This is a genomic window from Gordonia tangerina (genome assembly GCF_021556435.1).
GTDB classification, from domain to species: domain Bacteria; phylum Actinomycetota; class Actinomycetes; order Mycobacteriales; family Mycobacteriaceae; genus Gordonia; species Gordonia tangerina.
The window spans coordinates 92,328-105,594 of sequence record NZ_JAKGCU010000005.1 but is presented as its reverse complement, the minus strand read 5'-3'; the positions used below and the strand labels follow the sequence as shown (position 1 = coordinate 105,594).

Sequence of the window (13,267 nt, the reverse complement as noted above, 5' to 3'; positions counted from 1 at the left end):
GTCCCATGTGCCGTTGTCCGGTGCGTGGCGTTCACCCGGGATAGACTTCGGCGATCTGTCGGTCGTCGGCTTGCGCTGACGTGTGCATGGAGGGGATGCGTGGACGAGAGCATCGACTGGAGCCACGAGTGGCTTGCCTCGACGATCTGGCTGGCCATCGCGTTCGCGATCTCGGCTGCCGCCGGAATCGCCATCTGCGCCGCGCTTGCGCGATACACGAAGTGGGGCCGTCAATTCTGGCGTCTGTCTCGGGGCTTTTTCACCGGCCCAGGCAAGTGGCTCACGTGGACCATCCTTGCCGGGCTGCTGTTGTTGACCCTGCTCAGCGTGCGCCTCAACGTTCTGATTTCCTACCAGTACAACGACATGTACACCGCAATGCAGGGTATCGCCGAGGGACTCGTCCAGGGCGATCTCGCTGCGCGCGACTCCGCCGCGTCCGCGTTCTGGCGTGCGATCGGGATCTTTGGCTTGTTGGCCACCCTCCACGTCATTCGTTCTCTCGTCGACTTTTATGCCGGTCAGGCCTTTGATATTCGATGGCGAACGTGGATGACCGACCGGATGACGGCCGATTGGCTCGACGGACAGGCCTACTACCGCAACCGTTTCGTCGGCGAGGCCAACATCGACAACCCGGATCAGCGTATCGAAGCAGACATCACCAACTTCGTCACGTATTCGCGAGGCCTCGCGTTTGGTGCCGTCTCCGCCGTCGTTTCGATCGTGTCGTTCACCAAGATCTTATGGGACCTTTCGGGACCGTTGACGATCCTCGGTGTCACGTTCCCGCGCGCGATGATGTGGATCGTCCTCAGCTACGTCTTGGTGACCACAGTGATCGCGTTCTATATCGGCCGACCGTTGATTCGACTGAACTTCTTGAACGAACGTCTCACCGCCAATTTCCGCTACGCGTTGGTCCGCATTCGCGATGGCGCCGAGAACGTGGCGTTCTATCGCGGGGAGGGGGTGGAGCGTGCGGGCCTGCTCTCTCGCTTTGCTGAGGTCATTCGGAACTTCTGGCGAATTGTCTTCCGGACGTTGAAGTTCAACGGGTGGAACCTCACGGTCAATCAGACCGCTGTCGTCTTCCCGCTGATAGTTCAGGCTCCTCGGTTCATCGCCGGCGAGATCACCCTCGGAGCGGTGATGCAGTCGTCGACAGCCTTCGGCAACATGCATGACTCGCTTTCGTTCTTCCGCGAGTCCTATGACGAGTTCACCGAACTGCGAGCGTCGCTGATCCGTCTCGACGGTCTGCACGACGCGAACAACAAGTCACGCGAGCTGAGGCGGATACCGACGGAGGAGAGCCAAGAGCGGCGTCTTGCGCTGCAGAACGTGGACATCACCACACCTGATGACCGTCCGTTGGTGAGGTCGTTGTCGCTGTCGATGACACCTGGAGACGCACTGGTGGTCAAGGGCAGTTCCGGTTCGGGAAAGACGACGCTGCTGCGCGGCATTGCCGAGATGTGGCCGTTCGTCGACGGCGAGGTCGATCGTCCGCTCGGACGACGCACCCTGTTCCTGTCCCAGATCCCGTACATCCCGCTCGGCGACCTACGCACCGCGGTCGCCTACCCGGCCGCGCCCGACGACGTCGGCGACGACGCGATCCGCTCCGCCTTGCAGCGGGTCTTCCTTCCGCATCTCGTCGACCGCCTCGACGAGGAAGAGGACTGGTCGAAGGTGCTGTCACCGGGGGAGCAGCAGCGGGTGGCATTCGCGCGCATCTTGCTGACCCGTCCGGAGGTGGTGTTCATGGACGAGGCGACCTCGGCGGTCGACGAGGGGCTCGAGTACTCGCTGTACTCGCTGATCCGCGCGGAACTGCCGGAGACGATCCTGGTGTCGGTGAGTCATCGCAGTACCACCGATCAGCACCACACAGAGGTCCTCGAACTCACCGGCGGTGGCGAGTGGGAGCTGCGCCCGGTGACCACCTGAGTCTGCTCGGCCGATCGCGAATGTTCGTCTGACGACGTCGTTTTACTTTCGGATTACCAATCGCACGGAAGTCTGTCGGCGCCGCACAGTGCTCGGTACTGTGATGTCGACCACTCTGACCAGACGAGCGAGGACATCGGTCATGACGCAGACAGAACAGATCACCTTTCCCCACGAGACGGGGGCCCAGGTGACCACATTGCCCGAGGCGTTCCAACAGTCGATCACCGTCCGCCCCGACGCAGTAGCCCTGCGCACAGTCGGCGGAATCCAGGAGATCACGTGGGCGGAGTACGGGCGGCGGGTGGAGGCGATCGCCCGTGGGCTCGCGACACTCGGTGTCGGCCACGGCGACACCGTCGGCATCATGCTGACCAACCGCCCCGAGTTCCATCTCGTCGACACGGCCGCCCTGCACCTGGGCGCAATTCCGTTCTCCATTTACAACACCAGCGCGTCGGACCAGATCGAGTACCTGTTCGGCAACGCGGAGAACTCAGTCGTGGTCACCGAACAGGTGTTCCTGCCGGCGCTTCGCGCGGCGAACACGAATGTCACCACGACGATCGTCGTCGACGGCACGGCCAGTGATGCGATGTCGCTTGCCGACCTCGAACAGGCCGCCGCACCTGAGGGTTTCGACTTCGAGGCGTCGTGGCGCGCGGTGCAACCCGACGACCTCGCCACCCTGATCTACACGTCGGGAACCACCGGGCCGCCCAAGGGTGTCGAGATCACCCACCGCAACATCATCGCCGAACTCGCGGCACTCGCCGAGCATGTCCAGGCAGGCTTCGACGACCGGGTGATCTCGTATCTCCCCGCCGCGCACATCGCCGATCGCGTATCGTCGCACGCCGCCAACATGGTGCGCGGTATCCAGATCACCACGGTGCCCGATCCGCGGGAGATCGCCGCTGCGCTGCCAGAAGTGCGTCCCACGTTCTTCTTCGGCGTGCCGCGTGTGTGGCAGAAGATCCGCGCCGGTATCGAGGCGAAGATGTCCGAGGAATCCAGCCCCGTGAAAAAGAACCTGGCGGCATGGGCTCTGGGTGCCGGCGCCTCGGCCGCACGTGCCCACCTCGAAGGCCGCGACCCGGGGCGGGTCGGCGGGCTGCAACACGGCCTGGCCGACAAGCTGGTCCTGCACAAGGTGCGTGAGGCGATCGGCATGGACCAGGTCCACTTCGCCGGCTCCGGTGCCGCGGCCATCCCCGCAGAGGTGCTGGAGTTCTTCCTCGGCCTCGGCGTCCCCGTCCTGGAGGTGTGGGGGATGTCGGAGACCACCGGTGTCTCGACCATGACGACCTCGGAGAACCTCAGGATCGGTACCGTCGGCAAGACGGTCACCGGGGTGGAGGCAAAGATCGCCGACGACGGCGAGCTGCTCATCCGAGGGCCCGTGGTGATGCGGGGTTACCGCAAGCAACCCGAGAAGACCGCGGAGACCATCGACGCGGACGGGTGGCTTGCGACCGGCGACATCGCAAAGATCGACGACGAGGGCAACGTGACCATCGTCGATCGCAAGAAAGAATTGATCATCAACGAGTCGGGCAAGAACATGTCGCCGACCAACATCGAGAACGCCATGAAGGCCGCCTCGTCACTCATCGGCCAGGTGGTGGCGATCGGCGATGGGCGGCCCTACATCTCGGCTTTGGTGGTGCTCGACCCCGACGCGGCGGCTGCCCGGGCGAAGATGCTCAACATCCCCGACGCCGACATGGCGACCCTGTCGAGCAGGACCGAGGTGATCGACGAGGTCACCGCGGCAGTACGGCAGGGCAATGGCAAACTCTCTCGGGTCGAGCAGGTCAAGCGGTTCACGATCGTCCCGGCGGCATGGGACCCGGGTGGGGACGAACTCACCCCGACGATGAAGCTGCGTCGTAAGCCGATTGCGACCAAGTACGCCGAGCGGATCGGCAAGCTGTACGACGATGCCGGCGACGCCGACGTGATCGACCTGCGCTGAGAAGTACCCACGCGCGTCGCGCGGGACACTAGGATCGTGGAGGACGGTCGGGGTAGGGGCGTCATGCCGCGACCGGACACTGCCCTGTCAATCGCGACGCAGCGAGGAAGTCGTCATGACCGAAGAAGTCGTTCCCGACATCGGACCCATCGATTACATAGTTCTGGAGTGGAGTGGGCAGCAGCCGACCGGAGAAGCCATCCCGTACCTCGTCGAACTGGTCGACCGCGGCATCATCCGCGTCATCGATCTCGCGTTCGTGCAGAAGGGTGAGGACGGGACCCTGACGCACCTCGAGATCGACCAACTCGGCGTCGATTTCGAGGTTCTCGACGGTGCGGCGAGCGATCTGATCGGCGAGGACGACATCGCCGAGGCCGCATCGGTCCTGCAACCTGGAACCGCCGCGGCGATCATGGTCTACGAGAATGCCTGGGCCGCACCGTTTGCCGGTGCCCTACGCCGAAACGGTGCCCAGATGGTGGCGTCCGGTCGCATCCCGATGGATGCCTTCGTCGAAGCCGTCGAGGCTGCCGACGCCGCGGACGCCTGACGCTTCGGCCGTCCCCCCTGACCACATCACAGCAAGGAGAACCTCATGCCCGGACTCATCCGCGCGGCCGCACGCACCGCGGTCATCGCCGGTACCGCAACCTCGGTCAGCAATCGTGTCTCACGTCGCCAGGCAAACCGCTGGGCGCAACAGGAGTACGAGAACCAGCAGCGTTACACGCAGCCCGCGCCGGCTCCCGCTCCCGCACCCGCCCCGGCTCCTGCACCCGCCCCGGCAGCGGCACCGCAACAGGACACCATCGAACAACTCAAAGAACTCGGTGCGCTTTATCAGCAGGGCATTTTGACCGAGCAGGAATTCGCTGCCCAGAAGGCCAAGATCCTCGGGAGTTGACGGGTCCTCAGCCGTTCGAGACGCGACGACTGTCGTCGGTATCCGGGGTGCCGAGTTCGGCCCCTGGAATCCGCGGCAGTCGTCGCGCTATCACCAGGCCGAGCGCAGCGAGGAAGATCACCAACAGGATCGCTCCCTTGATCGCGGTGAGTTGCGCGTCGACATAACTGTCGATGAGCGTTGCGACCTCCTGCTCCGGGATCGCGTTCGCCGCCGCGACATCATCGAGCTGATCTCTGCTGATGATCTCGATACCGTCGGCAGATGCGTCGGCGATCTGGCTCTTGGTCGTTTCGGACAAGTCGGGGTCGGCGTGTGCCATTTGGTTGAAGCCGCTACTGAGGGAGGCGATCAGCAGCGCACCCAGCATCGCGACCCCCACCGAGGTTCCGATGTTCTGCGCGGTCCCTTGCAATCCCCCTGCCTCACCGCGGTCACGTTCACTCGCCGACGACATGATCACATTGCCCAACTGCGATGCGATGAAGCCGAAACCGGCGCCGAATACCGCCATCCCGATGGCGAAGGGCACACCCTGGAGTTGCGGTTCGATGGTGCTCACCAAGGTGAACGATCCGGTTATCACCAGTACCAAACCGATCCGGACCATTCGCCGCGGCGACTGTGTCGCAGCGAGTTTCGGGCTGGCGAAGGCGGCGATGAGCATCGCCACCGACATGGGAGCCAACTTCAGGCCGGTGTCGAACGCGTCCTTCAGCAGCACATACTGCAAATAGATCGGGATGACGAAGAACATGCCGCCGATGATGGTCTGCTGGGCGATGAGCATCACCAATCCGTTGCGCAGATGCAGTGTTCGCAGCAGCCGAGGATGCATCAGCGGTGTGCCGTCGCGCGAGATGACATGGTTCTCCCAACCGACGAACCCAATCAAGACGAAGACGCCTGCCGCGATCATGAACGGCACCACCGAGAAACCGAACGGCGTGATCTCGGTCCCCGCGACGGTCAATGCGCCGGAGGGACGGATGAAGCCCCACGAACCGGCCTGCAACAGGGCGATCACGATCAGACCCAGCCCGAAGGCCGACAGCGCCGTGCCGCCCCAGTCGAGGCGACGCGAGCCCGACACTTTGGTGTCGGCGATGACCCTCACGCATGCGATGACGACGATGCAGACCACCGTCTCGGCGGCGAAAACGACCCGCCAGGTCAACGTCTCGGTCACCCATCCACCGATGAGCGGGCCGGCGGCGGCGCCTGCGGCCGCGATCCCGCCGAGGGCACTGTAGGCGGTGGCACGCTCGCGCCCCTCGTAGTTGGCGGCGGTCAACGAGATGATCGCCGGCATCACCAGCACCGCACCGGCGCCCTCGACAAACGACCAACCGAACAGCAGCACACCGATGTTGGGGCTGAAGGCGGTGATGAGTGAACCGGTCCCGTAGACCAGCAACCCGATCGCGAACACCCTCCGCCGGCCGAACAGATCGCCGAGCCGTCCGCCGAACAACATGAACGAGCCCATCACCAGCGTGTACAGGGTGATGGCCAACTGAACCTGCGTCAGCGTGGTGTCGAGGTCCTCCACCACGCTGGACACCGACACGTTCATCACGGTCGTGTCGAGCACCATGATGAACTGTGCGGCGCACAAGATGATGAGAACGCTCCACTTTCGCACCGCGTTCACGCTACGCCCGGTTTCGCGCGCGCCGGATGTTTGTCGCGGCTGGCCGCGGGGAATCATCCAAAACGGGTGAGCCCGGTACGCCGGTAGGTCGACGCGTCGGCCCGGAGGCGATCTCGTGAACCGGACCCGCGCGCCCGAGGCAGTGCCCATAGTGGAAGAGGAGTCGTGACAGCCACGGCTCCGCCGACGAAAGGACGATCGATGGCCCTCGACGACGATGACATCACGACATCCGACTCCGGCGGCGAAGGCGTCGCCGATGGTGGCTCCAATCCGGGTGGACATGACGGTGGGGCCGATGGCACCGCGAATGCCGGTGAGGGTCCTGCCGATGGTGGCTCCAATCCGGGTGGACACGACGGTGGGGCCGATGGCACCGCGAATGCCGGTGAGGGTCCTGCCGACGGCGGCTCCAACCCGGACGGTCATGACGGCGGCGCCGACGGCACCGCCTGAACGACGGAATGCTGAGCCGCTGTATCTCGATCGGTGCCGCGGATTTCGCACGCGATCATTGGGGCCGGCGCCCGTTGCTCAGCCGGGCCGACACGCTCCCGCGTGACTTCGGTGATCTGCTCTCGCCGGCGACCGTCGACGAACTGCTCACCGCACGCGGGGTGCGTGCCCCTTTCATCCGGATGGCCAAGGACGGCGGGTTGCTGGCTCGGGACTGCTATGTCGGTCCGGCAGGCTTCGGAGCGGAGATCGGCGATCAGGTGGACTCGGCGAAGGTGCTGTCGCGTTTTGCCGAGGGTGCCACGATCGTGTTGCAGGGACTGCACCGGTTGTGGCCGCCGGTGATCGACTTCGCGCGGGGTATGGTCGACGATCTCGGCCACCCGGTGCAGACCAACGCCTACATCACCCCACCCGCCAATCGTGGATTCGACCCGCACTACGACGTCCACGACGTGTTCGTCCTTCAGGTGTCCGGCCGCAAACGGTGGTTGGTGCACGATCCGGTGCACCGCGATCCGCTCGACACCCAGCCGTGGACCGATCACCGGCCCGCCATCGAAGCGCGGGCGCGCGAACAGCCGGTGATCGACACGGTCCTCGAGCCCGGCGATGCGGTGTACCTGCCGCGCGGTTGGGTGCATTCGGCGCAGGCGATGGGGGAGACCTCGATTCACCTCACCGTGGGCGTCTCCGCAGTGACCCGACACGACGTCGTCCGAGCCATCGTCGACGCGCTCGGCGACAACGACATGCTTCGCGAATCACTGGCCATTCCACTGGATTTGGCCGATCATGATCAGACCGCGGTCACCGCCCGCTCGGTACTCACCTCGGTGATCGACGTGCTGCGCGAGGAAACCGACGAACTCGCCGATGCGGCAGCGACCCGTCTGTCACGACGCCACGCCGAACGAACCCGTGCGGTGGCGGTGGCACCGTTGGCGACGCTCGACGCGATCGGCCGAGTGGACACAACGACGGCGTTCCGCTGGCGACCCGGTTTGATCGGTTCCCTCCGGCATTCCAACAGCTCTGTCACACTTCGGCTTCCGGACCGTAGCATCACCTTTCCGGCCTCATGCGCCGACGCGCTCGTGGCGATCCGGTCCGGGCAACCCGTGATGGCAGGAAACCTGCCCGGGCTTGACGGTTCCGACGGATGTGTGCTGGTGCGCAGACTATTGCGTGAGGCCGTGCTGGTGCCCGTCGAGCCGTGCCCGATCGAGCCGACGCCCCACGACAGCACCGAGTCCGATGGGTGATCGTCTCCCGTGCAGCGACTCCGCCCGCGACCGCGGTGATCCGATGTTCGGCACCGCGTCGGCCGGGAACAAGTGGGTGCTCCTCGAGATGAGCGGTGCGTGGGGTCCGTCAGCGTTCCTGGAATCCCCGCGGATCCTCGACCCCCGGCTCGGCCGCGCGATCGTGCGGCGCGTGGAGACCGAGCGAATGCGGATCGTCGCGATTCGTCGTCCCGGTCGGCGCCCATCGGTGCCCCGGTGGCGGTGGTTCATCGTCGACGCGCGTCCTGGATCAGAAACGGTGCACCACGGTGAGGTCGCCTCACCGGCGGAGTATCTCGACTTGGCGCTCGATGGGACGGACGGCGAACGGTCCGATGATCCGCTCGTGGCCGTGTGCGCGCACGGCAAACATGACCAGTGCTGCGCGGTGCGGGGGCGCGCCGCCACCGCGGCAATAGCGGCGGAGTACCCGGAGTGGACGTGGGAATGCTCCCACCTCGGTGGGGATCGATTTGCCGCGACGATGATCCTGTTTCCGCATGGGCTCTGCTATGGCGCAGTCGATTCCGCTGACGAACCGTCGGCCATCGTGCGTCGCTACACGCATGGTCGGCTCGACAACGAGTTCCTTCGCGGCCGTACGTCGTTGCCACACGCGGTGCAGGCCGCCCAGTATTTCGTGCGTCGCGCAACCGGCGACGACCGCATCGATGCGCTCAGTCCGGTCGACGTCCGCCGAGGCGACCACCAGATCGAGGTCGTGCTGTCGGGGCCGGATGGACCCATCGGAGTGACCCTGGCAGAGCACATGTCTGATCCGCTGCACTCGACGTGTGCGGCATCGGTGGCCGGGCGCGTCCGGCAGTTCGTGATGGTAGGGATGAACCGGGTGACAAGCTGATCCGTCCGGTCGGGCGGCGGCTCAGGCCGGCGGCCGGGGCTTGGCCTCGACTGCGATCACCGGGGTGCCCACGGTGGCGGTGCCCTCGGCGATCTGATCGACGGACGCGAACTTCTTGGTGTTCATCACCACCACGGGTGTGATCAGCGGGTAGCCCGCCCTCTCGATCACCGCTCGGTCGAAGGTCACCAGCGGGGTGCCCGCATCGACCTTCTGTCCCGCCTTCACCTTGACGTCGAACCCTTCGCCTTTGAGTTGCACGGTGTCGATGCCGACATGGATGAGCAGCTCGATGCCACCGTCGAGTACCAGGCCGAAGGCGTGACCGGTGGGCTGCGCGGCGACGACCATCGCCGCTGCGGGAGCGTAGACGGTATCGCCGGACGGTTCGATCGCCACGCCGCCACCCATGGTGCCCTTGGCGAACACCGGATCGGGTACATCAGACAGCGCCACCACGGTTCCCTCGAGCGGAGCGCCGATCTCGGTGACGACGCCACGCTCGGTGGGGGCGGCCGACTCGGCTGTGGACGGCGCGGTGGCGGTCGCGGCGGGCGCGGTGCTCACGGCGGTGGCGGCGCCGCTCGGCACCGCGGCGGCTGCGGCGGCCGCGGCCACCCCCTCAGCGGAATCGTCGATCGGGATCGCGCCGGCACGTTCGAGTCCGGCGTCGCGGGCGGCCTCGAACTGCGCCTGCTGTTCGGCAGTGCGGTACCCGGACAACACCACCAGGATCATCGCCACGGCGAAAGCGGCGGCGACCGCGATGCCGTAGAGCACGATGCTGTCGAATGCGGGGATCGTCAGCAGCGACGTGAAGACGAACGCGTTCGTGGTCACGCCGCCGCCGATACCGATGATCAGTCCGCCGACGAAGCAGCCGACCAACATTCTCGGATAAATCCGTTTGAAGCGTAGATGGATACCGTAGAGCGAGGGTTCGGAGATGCCGCCCAGGAGTCCGGCGGCCAGCGCGCCGGTGGCGGTCTGCCGCATCTGCATGTCGCGTTCGCGCCACGCGATGAGCAGCACACCGGCAGTGGCCCCGAAGCAAGCGAAGTTCCAGGCGCCCATGGGTCCCTGGATGAAGTCGTAGCCGATGGTCTGGATGTTGAGCAGCATGATCGCGTTGATCGGCCAGTGCAGGCCCAGCGGGACCATGAACGGGTAGGCGAGCGGGATCACGATCGCGAAGATGAACGGGGAGAAGTCGTTGATCGACTTGAGGACGTCGGCCAGACCCGCACCGACGTAGACGCCGATCGGCCCGATGATGAACGCCGTCAACGGGATCATGATGAGCATGGCTAGGAACGGCACGAAGATGAGCTGCACGTTCTCCGGGATGATCTTCTTGAGGTACTTGTACAGCGGGCCCAGAACGGCTGCCATCAGCAGCGGCGGGAACACCTGGGAGCTGTAGTCGAAGACCGTCAGCGGTATGCCGAAGATATCGATGGTCTGGACTTCGAAGCCGAAGACGGTGTTGGTGGTCGCCTGATCCATGAACGCGGTGAAGCCGGGCAGCATGAGTACGGCCATGATGGCGAATCCCACCCACGGATCCGCGTCCAGCTTCTTCGACGCGTTGTAGGCGATCATCAGTGGCAGGAACACGAACACGCACTGCCAACAGAGGTTCACGAACTGCCACGACGGGGACAGGTCGGTGCGGGGGTCGGCCCAGTTGCCGATGATGTCCAGGGTGCTCATCAGCGACATGAACGTGATGAACAAAGAGGCGCCGAGCAAAGCGCCCAGGATCGGTCGGAAGGAATCCGACAGGTATTCGAACAGGGAATCCAACCACGCGTTCTTGCCGCGCGGTCCCTTCGCCCGTGCGGCCGCCTTGATGGCCGCCGCGTCACCGCCGGCGTTGGCCATCTGTGGCAGCGCCATGATCTCGTTGTAGACCGTTTGTACGGCACCGCCGATGACGATCTGGTAGCGGTTGCCTGCCTGGGGTACCGCGCCCATGACGCCGTCGATCGCTTCCAGGGTGCCCTGCTCGACCTCGGAGGCATCGCGCAATTGGAAACGCAGACGGGTCGCGCAGTGCGTCAGACTCTCGATGTTGCCGGCGCCGCCGACGCCCGTGACGATCTCGGATGCCGTGTTGGTCGAGGTAGACATGACTCTCCCTTGAGCTGTCCAGTCTGCAGGTGTGGGCGACCGCGAAGCCCGCCGGCAGTCATGTCCGGAGCGGCATCGACGGCGTTCTGGATGCTATCCCGTGGCACCGGACCTGCGAGGGCGGATCGGAAAGGAGATGGCCAACAGTGACCATCCGTGGCGCAGTTCAGTGCTGTTGCGACGCGAATCGACTCACTCGCGTGGTGTGGCGATCGCTGCCACGGCGCCACCGTCGACCAACAGATCTGTCCCGGTGATGAAGGAGGCCGCCGGACTCAACAGGAAAGCGGTGGCGTCGGCGATGTCGGCGGCGGTTCCGAGTCGGCCGGTTCCCGACATCGCGATCATGGCACGCATGGCATCACCGCTGTCGCCGCCGAGCTCGGCTTGCCCCATGGCGGTCGCGATGACCCCGGGGCTGATGCTGTTGACGCGGGCGCCACGCGCACCCCATACGCCGGCCGCGGCACGCACCCGGACATGGTTGGCTTGTTTGGCAATCGCGTAGGCGCTTCCCGGGTCCCCGGCCAGTTCGGTCAGGAAGTCAAGCGACAGCAGCTCGGAACTCGGGGTGATGGCGAGCGCGGCGGCGTGGTCGGCCGCGAGTGGGGGATAGATGTGGCCCGCCATGCTGGCTACGACGACCCCGGCACCGCGTTGGGCGACCACGGCGCCGAACGCGTCGAGCGACAACGCCACGCCCAGCAGGTCGACCCGCAGGATCGCCTCCACCGGTGCCTGCACCGGGGAGAGCCCAGCCGTGTGGATCACCTGGTCGACGTTGCCCAGTGACGCCGAGAACTCCGCCAGCGCTGTCACCGAGTCCGCCGATCCGACATCAACCGTGCGTCCGACCGCATCGAAGCCCTCGTCGCCGAGGGCGGCGACGTCCCGTTCGAGGCGGGCGTCGTCGACGTCGGCGAGGACGACCTTACGCCCGCAGGCCTGACGTCGGGCGATGGCCAGACCCATGCCGCCCGAACCGATGACCACCACGATGCTGTCCGGCATGTCGCTTCCTCACTGTCGACGAATCACCTTCGACAGTCTGTCATCTCGCATGTGTGGCACCAGAGTCGATGGTCCCGCTATGTCCTCGTACGGGGCCGGTGAGCCGGTCAGATGACTCGCGGTCAGACGACTCGCGGTCAGGCCACGCGACGATCGGCGGCCGCCACGTCTGTGAGCAGACCACCCGGATCGACGATCATCACCACCGGACCGATCCGGTCCTCGGCGCGCTCGATGATCGACTCGATCTGGACCGGATCGGACGGGTCGGACACCACCGCCCACACCCGGCCGCTGACCGACGCGTCAATGAACGGAACGAGGTCGTGGGAGATGGCGGAGGTCAACACGACTCGACGGCCAGACCGCAGGATCTCGTGCACCACCGACTGCGCCCGGGTACTGCCGTCCATCACGACCAGCATGCTGTCTGTGGTGGCGGTGGGAGTGGTCGTATGGAGCTGTCGTGTGTTGTTCATGGCACCCATGTCATCGTCGCGCCCTGCGATGGACGTGTGGCGTGGCTGTCAGTTCGCTGCGCACTGCCCGGCCGGGGACGTCTGTGCGAGCACCTGGGGCGGGCGACCCCGGCGGTCGGCGCTATCCTCGCCGACATGAGTGACGTGACCGGTGCTGCGGATGGAGATCGACGCTGCCCCTGTACCTCGGGTCTCACGTTCGGCGAATGCTGTGGTCCGATCCTGAGTGGCGCACGCCGCGCGCCGACCGCCGAGGCATTGATGCGGTCGCGGTTCAGCGCTTTCGCCATCGGCGATCGTGACCACATCCTCGACAGTTGGCACCCGCGGACCCGTCCGCGTCGGCTCGTCGTCGACGACGGCATCCAGTGGTATCGACTCGATGTCGAGTCCGCCTCGGGGGGAACGCCTTTCGACAACACCGGCGAGGTGACGTTCACCGCGCACTATCGGGCGGACGGCGAGCGCAAAGCGCTGCACCAGCGCAGCCGGTTCGAACGGCGCGACGGTCGGTGGGTCTACCTGGACGGAACCGTCGAAGGCTGAGC

12 protein-coding genes are annotated in these 13,267 nt (G+C 65.5%); 8 read left to right on the top strand and 4 right to left on the bottom strand.

The genetic code is table 11. The features are described 5' to 3' along the window. The first annotated feature begins 99 nt into the window (after positions 1-99). The 4 genes from L1892_RS08445 to L1892_RS08430 all read left to right on the top strand — a co-directional run bounded on the left by L1892_RS08445 (position 100) and on the right by L1892_RS08430 (position 4,838). Positions 100-1,953 carry an ABC transporter ATP-binding protein/permease gene (locus tag L1892_RS08445; RefSeq protein ID WP_235723146.1) on the top strand — a complete coding sequence of 618 codons (1,854 nt, stop codon included), beginning with the start codon at positions 100-102 and terminating at the stop codon, positions 1,951-1,953. Between the two features lie 142 nt (positions 1,954-2,095). Continuing rightward, positions 2,096-3,931, top strand: coding sequence for an AMP-dependent synthetase/ligase (locus L1892_RS08440; protein ID WP_235723145.1), 1,836 nt, complete (start codon positions 2,096-2,098; stop codon positions 3,929-3,931). A gap of 115 nt (positions 3,932-4,046) precedes the next feature. Next, complete coding sequence (locus L1892_RS08435; RefSeq protein WP_235723144.1) at positions 4,047-4,484, top strand: DUF6325 family protein; 438 nt, start codon at positions 4,047-4,049, stop codon at positions 4,482-4,484. Between the two features lie 45 nt (positions 4,485-4,529). After that, positions 4,530-4,838 (top strand): SHOCT domain-containing protein, encoded by a 309-nt coding sequence (locus L1892_RS08430; protein WP_235723143.1) that lies wholly within the window; start codon positions 4,530-4,532, stop codon positions 4,836-4,838. Positions 4,839-4,845: 7 nt separating this feature from the next. On the opposite strand, the gene L1892_RS08425 is transcribed toward L1892_RS08430, so the two are convergent. Continuing rightward, positions 4,846-6,483, bottom strand: a complete 1,638-nt coding sequence (locus L1892_RS08425; RefSeq protein WP_235723142.1) for an MFS transporter — start codon at positions 6,481-6,483, stop codon at positions 4,846-4,848. A gap of 210 nt (positions 6,484-6,693) precedes the next feature. Between L1892_RS08425 and L1892_RS08420 the strand changes: the two genes are divergently transcribed. From L1892_RS08420 to L1892_RS08410, 3 genes are read left to right on the top strand one after another with little or no spacing between them, the layout of a single operon-like run. Then, positions 6,694-6,948 (top strand): BatC protein, encoded by a 255-nt coding sequence (locus L1892_RS08420; RefSeq protein ID WP_235723141.1) that lies wholly within the window; start codon positions 6,694-6,696, stop codon positions 6,946-6,948. An 8-nt stretch (positions 6,949-6,956) separates the two neighbouring features. Continuing rightward, a complete protein-coding gene (locus tag L1892_RS08415) occupies positions 6,957-8,213 on the top strand; it encodes a cupin domain-containing protein (protein WP_235723140.1) in 1,257 nt (418 codons plus the stop codon). After that, positions 8,206-9,096 (top strand): ferredoxin family protein, encoded by an 891-nt coding sequence (locus L1892_RS08410; protein ID WP_235723139.1) that lies wholly within the window; start codon positions 8,206-8,208, stop codon positions 9,094-9,096. The genes L1892_RS08415 and L1892_RS08410 overlap by 8 nt, the downstream gene beginning before the upstream one ends. A gap of 21 nt (positions 9,097-9,117) precedes the next feature. Here L1892_RS08410 and L1892_RS08405 read toward each other — a convergent pair whose 3' ends face one another. The 3 genes from L1892_RS08405 to L1892_RS08395 all read right to left on the bottom strand — a co-directional run bounded on the left by L1892_RS08405 (position 9,118) and on the right by L1892_RS08395 (position 12,719). Next, positions 9,118-11,229, bottom strand: a complete 2,112-nt coding sequence (locus L1892_RS08405) for a glucose PTS transporter subunit IIA (RefSeq protein WP_235723138.1) — start codon at positions 11,227-11,229, stop codon at positions 9,118-9,120. A 192-nt stretch (positions 11,230-11,421) separates the two neighbouring features. Continuing rightward, complete coding sequence (locus L1892_RS08400) at positions 11,422-12,240, bottom strand: SDR family oxidoreductase (protein WP_235723137.1); 819 nt, start codon at positions 12,238-12,240, stop codon at positions 11,422-11,424. 137 nt (positions 12,241-12,377) lie between these two features. Beyond that, complete coding sequence (locus L1892_RS08395; protein ID WP_235723136.1) at positions 12,378-12,719, bottom strand: Rossmann-fold NAD(P)-binding domain-containing protein; 342 nt, start codon at positions 12,717-12,719, stop codon at positions 12,378-12,380. 135 nt (positions 12,720-12,854) lie between these two features. On the opposite strand from L1892_RS08395, the gene L1892_RS08390 reads away from it, so the two are divergent. Beyond that, entirely contained in the window at positions 12,855-13,265 is a 411-nt protein-coding gene (locus L1892_RS08390) for a YchJ family protein (protein ID WP_235723135.1), read from the top strand. Positions 13,266-13,267 lie beyond the last annotated feature (2 nt).

Coding starts and splice junctions, on each gene's coding strand:
- L1892_RS08395 (WP_235723136.1), bottom strand. CDS start 12,719: ATGAACAACACACGACAGCTCCATACGACCACTCCCACCGCCACCACA.
- L1892_RS08430 (WP_235723143.1), top strand. CDS start 4,530: ATGCCCGGACTCATCCGCGCGGCCGCACGCACCGCGGTCATCGCCGGT.
- L1892_RS08390 (WP_235723135.1), top strand. CDS start 12,855: ATGAGTGACGTGACCGGTGCTGCGGATGGAGATCGACGCTGCCCCTGT.
- L1892_RS08405 (WP_235723138.1), bottom strand. CDS start 11,229: ATGTCTACCTCGACCAACACGGCATCCGAGATCGTCACGGGCGTCGGC.
- L1892_RS08435 (WP_235723144.1), top strand. CDS start 4,047: ATGACCGAAGAAGTCGTTCCCGACATCGGACCCATCGATTACATAGTT.
- L1892_RS08415 (WP_235723140.1), top strand. CDS start 6,957: ATGCTGAGCCGCTGTATCTCGATCGGTGCCGCGGATTTCGCACGCGAT.
- L1892_RS08400 (WP_235723137.1), bottom strand. CDS start 12,240: ATGCCGGACAGCATCGTGGTGGTCATCGGTTCGGGCGGCATGGGTCTG.
- L1892_RS08440 (WP_235723145.1), top strand. CDS start 2,096: ATGACGCAGACAGAACAGATCACCTTTCCCCACGAGACGGGGGCCCAG.
- L1892_RS08410 (WP_235723139.1), top strand. CDS start 8,206: ATGGGTGATCGTCTCCCGTGCAGCGACTCCGCCCGCGACCGCGGTGAT.
- L1892_RS08420 (WP_235723141.1), top strand. CDS start 6,694: ATGGCCCTCGACGACGATGACATCACGACATCCGACTCCGGCGGCGAA.